Origin of the sequence: Trichlorobacter sp. (assembly GCF_034008105.1) — a bacterium.
GTDB lineage: Bacteria > Desulfobacterota > Desulfuromonadia > Geobacterales > Pseudopelobacteraceae > Trichlorobacter.
In genome coordinates this window covers 303272-313064 of sequence record NZ_JAVEPN010000001.1, presented here as the reverse complement: position 1 = coordinate 313064, position 9793 = coordinate 303272, and the positions used below count along the sequence as shown (strand labels likewise).

Sequence of the window (9793 nt, the reverse complement as noted above, 5' to 3'; positions counted from 1 at the left end):
GAAATGGACCATGCCGTTCAAGGACTGGAAATCTGTGCTAAATCAGTTCACTATCATCGTTGAAGAACGGATGCCTGCTCTATAAAATGACCGAAAAACCATTTACACAAAATCATTTACAGGACCACACTTGGAAGTTTACCCTCCCTCCGATTACTTACAATGCGTACATCAGAAACGATTTTGCCGTACATAGCCCTCAGAAGCCTGCCGTCTTTTTCCTCTGCTCTTACACGATAAATATAGTGTTTATTTTGATTCCAAGTCCTTTTTTGCCCTCTTTTGAGCCCTCTCCACATCAAATTCAAACTTTTTTGGTACCCTTCATCATTGGCTAAACGTGGTAGTTTATAGCTACTACCAGTCAAAATATTATCTGTAACCTCGTAAACTCCACTCATTTTGCCATTAAATTTAATGGTGACCTTATATTCAAAATCATCTGGACCACTATCATCTGCCTCTAAAGAAACATTAAAATCAGCCGTACTTCCTGCCCCATAAGGGGCTACCCAATCAGCATGAAATAAATCAAAGCCAATTTCCTTATTCGTAGCAGGCAGAATTGCTGTTACTTTTCTCGCATACATTGGCACCGGATTGCCGATTTTGCGTAACAGAACCACAAACTCTCGTTTTTGCAGGCTTGCGTCAGCACGTCCGGGAAAGTCATACGTATAGCGGCTTGGATAATACCCGCTTTTAGTTGCACCATATGAAATGTGTCCGTTACCGCTCCCGGAAACCTTAAATATCCCGTCAGCACCTGTAACACTGTTCTTTGATGACATCTTTGAGTCGGAAGAGGTGTTTTTTCCAAAACTGATATACACATCAGCATCTTTTACTGGAGCCCCATCTTCATCAACAACACGAACTTGGATTTCATACATATCAGTTACAAGTGCGCAGCTGACAGAACAACTCAAAAACAAGACAATCTGTATTAGCCTGATTGCTTTGCAAAACGCCATATTCACCTCTTGAAAATCCCTTTCATGCTGCCCTCAAAAATTACCGGGACACCACATTCAACACTTCACTATCGCTACCACCCCGTCACCATCCCCTCAGCCAGGGCAAACTGCAGCAACTCCAGCGCATCATCGGCCGGGACCTTTAACTTGGCCGCCACCTGTCCGCTGGGCTGTTTGCCGTCCAGCCCCTCCAGCAACCGGTAGTAGGGCCTGATCAACGATTCGGTGCAGACCTCGCCGTGGGCCGGGTAGATGGCGGCCCAGGAACCGGACTGTTTCAGGTGCTTGGCGATCCAGGGCAGATCAGGCTCACCACTCTCCAGGATATCCAGAATCTCGTAATGAAACGGCAGCAGGGTCAGAGAGGAGGCACGTACCAGCTTCATCTTCAGCAGATCAAGCTGCAGCAACTGCTCATCATCCGGCGGGATCGGCGGCACCGCCATCAACGCCACACCGTAGGCATAGTGGTAGTCGACGCAGTCCAGGGCGGCCGGTAGCAGCTTCTGCAACTTACGCTCCGTGAACAGCTGGGTCAGAAACGCCCGCTGCAGTTGCCAGATGGCGGCGTCATCAAACTCAGCCTCGTCGCACTGGCGCCCCTGCTTGGCCAGCAGCCAATCGCCGAAGTGCTCCAGCAGTTCCACCGGCTGCAGCTTGAGGCCCCGTGCTACGCCGTTAAACCAGGCCACCGCCTTGCCCCGGCTGTAGAAGATGTCGCTGGCCGCACCCAGCCGCCGGGCCACCGCCATGTCGGCCAGCGGAAAGCTGGGGGACTGCTGCAGGGTGTAGGGCGGCTCGGGCAGATGCTGCAGCCCGATGCTGGCGGCCTTGTTGCCGACGGCGGTGCCGGGCAGCACCGCCAGGGGAAAGATATCCAGGTGATTGGGGTAGAGCGACAGGGCGAAGTTGAGCCCCTCACGGAAACGGGCCAGGGTGTCGTCCGGCAGGCCGTAGATCAGGTCGAAGCCGAAGGTGGCGCCGGAGTCGTTCAGAAGCATCACCTTGCGCCGGAAATCCTCACGATCGAACGTGCGCCCCACGCCGCCGGCCACGGCCGGGTCAGCGCTCTGCAAGCCGATCTGCAGGGAGCAGGTCAGCTCGGCAAACAGTTGAGGGCAATAAGGGGACAGGCTACTTATTGGTGCCCCGCTTTTTACCTTTTGGCCAGCCGACTGGTCGCAATGTCGATTCCATTCCCATTTCACGGCATAATTCATGTTGCCAATCCTCCTCGCCAAATGGTGCCTGACGGTTCACGCTTTTCCTCAGTTTCTCTATTTCTCTGTCAGTTAGCGGCATATCCACGTAAGCAGTCCAATCGTCAGGCAACGATAGTAAAAACGTATCAGGTCGTAAGCCATCATTCCCGGCAGTTCGGTCGGTATGTGATGACCACAGCCATTGGACGGCTGTTGGAGAAAGACCGGCACGCACGGGATTGCCTTCAATATAGCGGGCTACCGTTAACAGGTGTTCGTCACTCTGGATGATGAAGCTTTTGTATCTTCCCTGCCAGACATGGCCGCTGGTTTTGTAGTGAGCGTGGTAACGGCGGACATGGCTGGTCATGAGCCACTGCATATATTTGTTGAGTTCATCACCATGCTCTGGTTGTACGAGCATGTGAAAGTGGTTAGGCATCAGGCACCATGTGTGCAGTCGAACCGGGTGTTTCACCCGTGCTTGCTGCATCAGGCCTAGAAAGGCACCATAGTCTTCATCCTTGTGAAAAATCTGTTGCCTGCCATTACCGCGATTGATGATGTGGTAATAGCAGTTGTCTCCCAACGCTCTTGCTATTCTAGGCATATGGCAGTTCCTTTAATAAACACTCAATAAGTAGCCTGTCCCCTTATTGTCCTCACTCCTGAACCTTGTCTTTGAGCTCATTTAATTGCAGATTGTATCCTGTGAATGCGTAAAATATGTCATTCACACCGTCCCTCAGGTCAGTTGGCTGTGTCCCGCAAATCGCCAGGTACTTGTTGCCGTCATATCCTCAAAAACTGTCATGGAACCGCCCATGACGCCATTGAATTGCTCAACAACCGTATAGTTATCTTTGAAAGCCTGTGCCTGTGCTTCTGTCATGCCGGCTTTTTTCAGTTTTTTGACATCTGGCGCCTCACCTTTGACAAGATTGGTGGCGTATGCGGCCAGGGCCAATTCAGAATGCACGGCGCCGCTGGTAATGATATCGCTCATTTTATCCTCCCAATTTCAGGCTATTTGACAAAAACACCCTTAATGAGATCATTATCGCCCGCTCCCTCTTCGGGACAACCATGATGAGATTCGGGGGGGGCACCCATCAGTTCATTGAGGATGCGAGAATCACCGCCATAACGTGCATAGCTGATAGATTCGCCCAGGATCTTCCCGTCAGATTGCCGAATTATTTGGTAGTGACTACGCCACATTCTGGGGCTTGCGTTTTCGTCTCCTCCAGGATGAAGAAACTTGTTATGACTCTTCCAGATATACTCCGGGCCGAGGGCGTTTTCGCCCTTGGTAAATTTTACAAAGTTGATAAAACCGTACTTGTTAAACTTCTCCGGAGGCAGGCTCACGGTCTCGTAAATCTTGATGCCGCCATCAATGGCGCAGAGGCGATCCACCTCTGCATCCATCTTCATCTTGGTGTACGAAGTGCAGCCGGTCAGGAGTTCAAGCGCTAGTAAGAGCGATGCAAGCCGTTTCATGTTGTTGTCCTCCAAATCAGGTGTGGTTGACGTCTGAATCCCCTCTGGTTTGACGGGGGTGGTTGCATGGTGTGTGTCGATTGCAAAATTGTTTCTGCTGCATGCACATGCGCTCAAATCCATAATGACCTTGTGGGTTTCAGTGGCAAAAGCGCCGTTATCCGCCTCCTCGTGAATCTTTCCGCTCGTGTCGGCCATAAAGAAGTAGACGGCGGAAATGTGCGCCGGATAATCTTTCTTAAGGGCAACGGCGAGGTGACCGCCTATGAAATGTCCGGAAACGGTTGCGCCCTCCGGCAGCGTGCCGTTGCCGATCCACTCCGCAACCTGTGCCCTGATGCTTGCGTAAAGCGCGTCGGGATTTAGAGGGATAATCAACAGGGGTCAGTTCTCCATTTTTCATATTTTCAATTCCTCCTTGATTGCTTCAACTTGCTTGTGTAGCGCAGCATCCCGCGCAATCCCGACCATTACTCATCATGATTGTGCTCCATCACTTCCATCATCTGCGGTTGCTGGCCCTGCTGCCCAAACCTGAACACCTCATCCACCTGTAAGCCCTTGGGCAGTTGGTGGGTGATGAACAGCATGGTGACCTTGCCTTTCAGTTGATTGACCGTTGTCGCAAAGTGTTCAGCTGTCTGATGATCCAGGTTGGAGGTGGCTTCATCAAAGATCAGGATACGGGGCCGTTTGAGCAGCGCCCGTGCAATGGCAACCCGCTGACGCTGACCACCGGAGAGACCGACACCATGCTCGCCGATCTCGGTCTGGTAGCCTTGGGGCAGCCCTTCAATCACGTCATGGATCTCGGCCTGTCGGCAGGCGGTAACGATATCCTTAAAGGTGGCGTGGGGGTTGGCGTGGTTCAGGTTTTCATAGATGGTGCCGGAGAACAGGACGGTCTCCTGCGGTACGACACCGAAGATGGATCGCAGTTCATTGGCCGACATGTGGCGGATATCGGTGTTGTCGATCTTGATCTGTCCATCGAAATTTCGGGGACAGTATACTCAATCCTCTGCCCTTTACTACCCCGCCGTCACCATCCCCTCGGCCAGGGCGAACTGCAACAACTCCAGCGCATCATCGGCCGGAATCTTGAGTTTGGCCGCCACCTGTCCAGCGGGCTGCTTACCATCCAACTGTTCCAACAAACGGTAGTAAGGCCGAATCAGCGACTCGGTGCAGACCTCGCCGTGGGCCGGGTAGATGGCGGCCCAGGAACCGGACTGTTTCAGGTGCTTGGCGATCCAGGGCAGATCAGGCTCACCACTCTCCAGGATATCCAGAATCTCGTAATGAAACGGCAGCAGGGTCAGAGAGGAGGCACGTACCAGCTTCATCTTCAGCAGATCAAGCTGCAGCAACTGCTCATCATCCGGCGGGATCGGCGGCACCGCCATCAACGCCACACCGTAGGCATAGTGGTAGTCGACGCAGTCCAGGGCGGCCGGTAGCAGCTTCTGCAACTTACGCTCCGTGAACAGCTGGGTCAGAAACGCCCGCTGCAGTTGCCAGATGGCGGCGTCATCAAACTCAGCCTCGTCGCACTGGCGCCCCTGCTTGGCCAGCAGCCAATCGCCGAAGTGCTCCAGCAGTTCCACCGGCTGCAGCTTGAGGCCCCGTGCTACGCCGTTAAACCAGGCCACCGCCTTGCCCCGGCTGTAGAAGATGTCGCTGGCCGCACCCAGCCGCCGGGCCACCGCCATGTCGGCCAGCGGAAAGCTGGGGGACTGCTGCAGGGTGTAGGGCGGCTCGGGCAGATGCTGCAGCCCGATGCTGGCGGCCTTGTTGCCGACGGCGGTGCCGGGCAGCACCGCCAGGGGAAAGATATCCAGGTGATTGGGGTAGAGCGACAGGGCGAAGTTGAGCCCCTCACGGAAACGGGCCAGGGTGTCGTCCGGCAGGCCATAGATCAGGTCAAAGCCGAAGGTGGCGCCGGAGTCGTTCAGAAGCATCACCTTGCGCCGGAAATCCTCTCGATCGAACGTGCGCCCCACGCCGCCAGCCACGGCCGGGTCGGCGCTCTGCAGGCCGATCTGCAAGGAACAGGTCAGTTCAGCGAACAGCTGGGCCTGTTCCTTGTCCAGCAGCTCGTGGCGCACCTCGAAGTGGAAATGGACGCCAGGGGCCCGGTCGCGGATCAGCCGCAGCAGGGACTTGGCCCGTTTCTTTTCGGTGTTGAAGGTGGAATCCAGGGCAAACACCTGGGCTGCGCCCCGGGCCACCAGGTACTCCAACTCGGCCTCCAGCCGCTCCAGCGGGTAGCGCCGCACCTTGCGGTCACCCATGCCGTCGTAGCAGAACTCGCAGGCATAGGGGCAGCCCCGCGAGAGCTGCCAGACCATGCCATTACTGATGTGGTCATCCAACAGCCCTGCCAGGTAGGGGGAGGGAAGTTGGGCCAGATCGTCGATCTTGGGGCGCGGCACCTGCTGCAACCCACCCTCCACCAGCCGGGCCGTGCCGGGCAGCCCTTCCAGAGATTCGTTACGGTCCAGACGTTCCACCAGTTCTGCCAGGGTCTGCTCCCCTTCCCCCACGGCCAGCAGATCGAACGGTGCCTGCTGCAACAGGCCGGCCGGGTTGGCGGTGGCCTCGGGACCGCCGCCAATCAGCAGCAACTGCGGACACTGCTGCCGCAGGCGGCTGACCAGGCTACAGCAGTCGGCGCGGTTCCAGAGATAGACCGGGAAGCCGACGATGTCGGCCTGTTGGGCCACGATCTCGGCAGCGATCCGATCCAGCGGCGTGCCGCAGAAATACTCGGCCGTGGTGACGGTGACAGGGGCTGTAGGTTCAGGCCGACCGTCGAGAGAGGCCTTGAGGAAGGCGGCGGCCAGCGGCACCGATTGTGCCGACGGCATGGCGTGGATGGTTACCAGGTGGAGATGCATGACAATCCTGTAGCGCAGATGGAGTATGACTTAAAAAAGCCCGGTCAAAACCGGGCTTGCAAGGCTTCAGACAGTACACAACTGATCACTACTTGGCGGTGCGGCCCTTGCGGCCGATCTGCACCTTGCCGTGGTGGGTAATCACATGCAGATTGTGGTTGGTGGCCCGGCGGATCATCTGTTCATGCTTGTTCAGCATCGGCATGACGGTGCGGCGGGTCATCTTGGGCGGAAGTACCATCGCTTTCATCACAGCCACCTCCCTTCACTGATCTGGTTACGGATCAACTATACCACGAACAGCCGCCAAGGGGATGCCCAAATTTGCTTCCAGCCCTGTCTCGCCGATTGCAGAAATGACCGCTTTGACGTATGCTGCCCAGACTATCGAATCGGGGGCCTGATCACCGTATGACCTTTCTGTATGCACTGGATCTGCTGGGCACGGCCGCCTTTGCCGCCTCCGGCGCCCTGGCCGGCATCCGCCGTGAGATGGACGTCTTCGGGGTGCTGATGCTGGGACTGGTGACCGCCACCGGCGGCGGCACCCTGCGTGACCTGCTGCTGGGCGACACGCCCCCCTTTATCTTCAAGGACGAGACCTACCTCTACCTGTCGCTAGTGGTCTCGCTGGCGGTCTTCATCCTGCACCGCCGCCTGGATTTTCTGCAGCACCCGCTGATCTACTTCGATGCCGTGGGGCTTGGCACCTTTGTGGTGATCGGCACCGGCAAGGCGATCAGCTTCAAGCTGGGCTTTTTCGGCGCCGTGATGATGGGCGTGATCACGGCCACCGCCGGCGGCATGATTCGCGACCTGCTCTCGAACCGAATACCGATGGTGCTGCAAAAGGAGGTCTACGCCTCGGCCTGCCTGGCCGGCGGCGCCCTGCTCTACCTGTTGCACCAGTACACCGGTCTGCCCCATACCTGGTCGCTGCTGGCAGCGGCCAGCACGGTCATCGTCCTGCGACTGTTGGCGGTGCAGCGCAACTGGTCCCTGCCACGGGCCAGCGCCAGCCTGATAGAAGACTGACCACCCACACCAGAATCTGATCTTTAAGGAGAAACGTTGTATGAGCAGGAACAGCTGTCATTGTGGAAGTGATGCCACCTACGCCAAATGCTGCAAACCGATCGTCACCGGCAAGAAGCAGGCGGAGACCGCCGAACAGTTGATGCGGGCCCGTTACAGCGCCTACGTGGTGGCCGAGATGGACTTCATTTTTGAGAGCACCCACCCCGACTACCGCGAAGGCTATGACCACGAGGGGACCAGGGCCTGGGCCGAAAACTCCGAATGGCTGGGGCTTGAGATCATCAGCACCGACAAGGGGGGCGCCGACGACAACATCGGTGAGGTGGAGTTCATCGCCCGCTTCAAGGATCAGAACGGCACCCTCCAGGAACATCACGAGCACGGCCAGTTCAGGAAGGAACAGGGCAGCTGGCACTTCACCGAAGGGGTGATGCACAAGCAGCGGCCGACCATCTCCAGCAAGGTGGGACGCAACGAGCCTTGCCCCTGTGGCAGTGGCCTCAAATACAAGAAGTGTTGCGGCAAATAAAGGTCTGTTGATACCACTGTCGGCAGGATGAAATGCACGCCTGCCCCACACAACGCCGGGAGGTCCCGCTATGCGCACTCAATCGATGCTCGTCACCTGTCTGATGCTGCTGATTGCCCTTGTGCCGGTCACGTCCGTTGCCGAGACCACGCTCCATGACCGTGTAGCCCTGGCAGGACTCAAGCAGGCCAAGGCGATATTCGATGTGCGCCAGACCGATCTGGACAAACTGCTGTTTAACCTGGGCTTGATCAATGAGACCTGGGAGGGGATCAAACGGCAGGGGGTAACGCCGAAGTTGCTGATTACCCTGCGGGGGCCGGCGGTACGGCTCTTCACCACTGATCAGGCTCCGCCCGAGCTGCGTGAGATACTGGCCGAACTGAAGCATAAAGGGATCAGGATTGAGATCTGCAGCGTGGCCACCCGCACCTTCAAGGTGGAAAACCGCCAGCTGACCCCTGACGTGATCCTGGTGGGCAATGTACTGACGTCACAGATCGCCTGGCAGAACAAGGGCTACGCCCTGGTTACCCTGAACTGACAAAGCTGACCACTACGTTGGCGGGCATCCTGCGAGGTGCCCGTCAACAACCATCAGACGACTGCGTTCCTTACAGTGACTCCCAAACCGCACCAAAACGGTTCCTGCTGACCTTGCCATACTCCAGCTTGTCGGCCGCCAACGGCTGACGCCGCTCGGCCGGATGGCCGATGCCGATGATCGCCGCCACCCGCAGCTGCTCCGGCAGCCCCAATAACCGCTGCACAAACTGCTCGGCAGTGGTCTGCTGGCCGTGCTGACGCTTGCGGATCTGGGCCCAGCAGCTGCCAAGGCCCAGTGACTGGGCGGTCATCTGCAGCAGGATGGCGGCTATCGAGCAATCCTCCACCCAGACATCCGAGCGTCCCTCATCGGCGCAGATCACCACCGCCAGGGCAGCCCCCTTCAAAAACTCGGAACCATGCTGCTTGGCTGAGGCCAACTGCTCCAGCAGGGACCGGTCATCCACCAGCACGAACTGCCAGGGGTTGTGGTTGCGGGATGACGGTGCCCGCAACAGCGTCTCCACCAACAACTCGACGGCCTGCGGCTCAAGCGGCTGGTCGGTAAAACGGCGGATACTGCGACGGGTACGGATCAGGTCAATCATCGTGGAGCTCCCCTTGTTTGCCGCGCAACGGCTTGAGGCAGGCCAGAAAACGCTCTTCCAGCCGATCCGCGGTTGCATGATTGCCGATACTGCGCAGGATCTCGATCACGCATTCGGCGGTACACAGCCCGGCCTCTTTCTGATTTTTTCTGAGATTGTAGCGTGACGGATGGCGGGGCTGCAAAGTCACCCGCGGCACCTGCTGCAGGTAGGGGCTGCGCTGATGGATCTTGCGGGCCTCGTGCCAGGTGCCGTCGATGATAATCACCTGCCTGATGCCGCTAAGATCGCTGGCCGGTTCACCGGGCACACCGGGGTAGACCAGCGCCACACCGCCGGCGTTGATCTCCTCCAGCAGTGTGGCAGGAGGGGTCAGGCGGTCCCAACGGATCTGCTCAGCCGCGTCGCCCAGCACCTCCAGCACCAGGCGGCCGGTGTTGGACGGTTTGGGCAGTTCCTTGAAATGGGTCAGCAGCGAGATCTTCACGGC

The 9793-nt window shown here is 57.3% G+C and carries 12 protein-coding genes and 1 pseudogene; 3 read left to right on the top strand and 10 right to left on the bottom strand.

All coding sequences use genetic code 11. The annotated features are described in order from the left end of the window. Positions 1-116: 116 nt before the first annotated feature. The 8 genes and pseudogenes from RBQ93_RS01560 to RBQ93_RS01525 all read right to left on the bottom strand — a co-directional run bounded on the left by RBQ93_RS01560 (position 117) and on the right by RBQ93_RS01525 (position 6835). Positions 117-980, bottom strand: coding sequence for a carboxypeptidase-like regulatory domain-containing protein (locus RBQ93_RS01560; RefSeq protein WP_413818343.1), 864 nt, complete (start codon positions 978-980; stop codon positions 117-119). A 68-nt stretch (positions 981-1048) separates the two neighbouring features. Continuing rightward, entirely contained in the window at positions 1049-2197 is a 1149-nt protein-coding gene (locus RBQ93_RS01555) for a hypothetical protein (protein WP_320370236.1), read from the bottom strand. After that, complete coding sequence (locus RBQ93_RS01550) at positions 2112-2789, bottom strand: REP-associated tyrosine transposase (protein WP_320370235.1); 678 nt, start codon at positions 2787-2789, stop codon at positions 2112-2114. Before RBQ93_RS01550 ends, RBQ93_RS01555 begins: the two co-directional genes overlap by 86 nt. A gap of 135 nt (positions 2790-2924) precedes the next feature. Then, positions 2925-3185, bottom strand: a complete 261-nt coding sequence (locus RBQ93_RS01545) for a hypothetical protein (RefSeq protein ID WP_320370234.1) — start codon at positions 3183-3185, stop codon at positions 2925-2927. A 20-nt stretch (positions 3186-3205) separates the two neighbouring features. After that, on the bottom strand, positions 3206-4060 hold the full coding sequence (locus RBQ93_RS01540) for a hypothetical protein (protein WP_320370233.1): 855 nt from the start codon (positions 4058-4060) through the stop codon (positions 3206-3208). A gap of 92 nt (positions 4061-4152) precedes the next feature. Further along, positions 4153-4674: pseudogene (locus RBQ93_RS01535) on the bottom strand (ATP-binding cassette domain-containing protein); the annotation flags it as partial. Between the two features lie 39 nt (positions 4675-4713). Then, on the bottom strand, positions 4714-6582 hold the full coding sequence (locus RBQ93_RS01530; protein ID WP_320370232.1) for a B12-binding domain-containing radical SAM protein: 1869 nt from the start codon (positions 6580-6582) through the stop codon (positions 4714-4716). A gap of 88 nt (positions 6583-6670) precedes the next feature. After that, positions 6671-6835, bottom strand: coding sequence for a hypothetical protein (locus tag RBQ93_RS01525; RefSeq protein WP_320370231.1), 165 nt, complete (start codon positions 6833-6835; stop codon positions 6671-6673). Between the two features lie 158 nt (positions 6836-6993). On the opposite strand from RBQ93_RS01525, the gene RBQ93_RS01520 reads away from it, so the two are divergent. The 3 genes from RBQ93_RS01520 (at position 6994) to RBQ93_RS01510 (ending at position 8693) form a co-directional block, all read left to right on the top strand. Continuing rightward, positions 6994-7617: a trimeric intracellular cation channel family protein gene (locus RBQ93_RS01520; RefSeq protein ID WP_320370230.1), complete on the top strand. Its 624-nt coding sequence runs from the start codon at positions 6994-6996 to the stop codon at positions 7615-7617. Positions 7618-7657: 40 nt separating this feature from the next. Next, complete coding sequence (locus RBQ93_RS01515) at positions 7658-8149, top strand: YchJ family protein (RefSeq protein ID WP_320370229.1); 492 nt, start codon at positions 7658-7660, stop codon at positions 8147-8149. 70 nt (positions 8150-8219) lie between these two features. Further along, positions 8220-8693, top strand: coding sequence for a DsrE family protein (locus RBQ93_RS01510; RefSeq protein WP_320370228.1), 474 nt, complete (start codon positions 8220-8222; stop codon positions 8691-8693). Between the two features lie 70 nt (positions 8694-8763). On the opposite strand, the gene RBQ93_RS01505 is transcribed toward RBQ93_RS01510, so the two are convergent. Together RBQ93_RS01505 and RBQ93_RS01500 are read right to left on the bottom strand one after the other, a co-directional pair. After that, the gene (locus tag RBQ93_RS01505) at positions 8764-9303 is read right to left on the bottom strand and encodes a nitroreductase family protein (protein WP_320370227.1); all 540 of its coding nucleotides are present in this window, start codon (positions 9301-9303) and stop codon (positions 8764-8766) included. Further along, the gene (locus RBQ93_RS01500) at positions 9296-9790 is read right to left on the bottom strand and encodes a tRNA-uridine aminocarboxypropyltransferase (RefSeq protein ID WP_320370226.1); all 495 of its coding nucleotides are present in this window, start codon (positions 9788-9790) and stop codon (positions 9296-9298) included. Before RBQ93_RS01500 ends, RBQ93_RS01505 begins: the two co-directional genes overlap by 8 nt. Between the last annotated feature and the right edge of the window lie 3 nt (positions 9791-9793).

Bases quoted from the DNA above. Each gene is read 5' to 3' on its own strand.
- RBQ93_RS01555 (WP_320370236.1), bottom strand. From the start codon at position 2,197: ATGAATTATGCCGTGAAATGGGAATGGAATCGACATTGCGACCAGTCG.
- RBQ93_RS01550 (WP_320370235.1), bottom strand. From the start codon at position 2,789: ATGCCTAGAATAGCAAGAGCGTTGGGAGACAACTGCTATTACCACATC.
- RBQ93_RS01545 (WP_320370234.1), bottom strand. From the start codon at position 3,185: ATGAGCGATATCATTACCAGCGGCGCCGTGCATTCTGAATTGGCCCTG.
- RBQ93_RS01530 (WP_320370232.1), bottom strand. From the start codon at position 6,582: ATGCATCTCCACCTGGTAACCATCCACGCCATGCCGTCGGCACAATCG.
- RBQ93_RS01520 (WP_320370230.1), top strand. From the start codon at position 6,994: ATGACCTTTCTGTATGCACTGGATCTGCTGGGCACGGCCGCCTTTGCC.
- RBQ93_RS01515 (WP_320370229.1), top strand. From the start codon at position 7,658: ATGAGCAGGAACAGCTGTCATTGTGGAAGTGATGCCACCTACGCCAAA.
- RBQ93_RS01510 (WP_320370228.1), top strand. From the start codon at position 8,220: ATGCGCACTCAATCGATGCTCGTCACCTGTCTGATGCTGCTGATTGCC.
- RBQ93_RS01505 (WP_320370227.1), bottom strand. From the start codon at position 9,303: ATGATTGACCTGATCCGTACCCGTCGCAGTATCCGCCGTTTTACCGAC.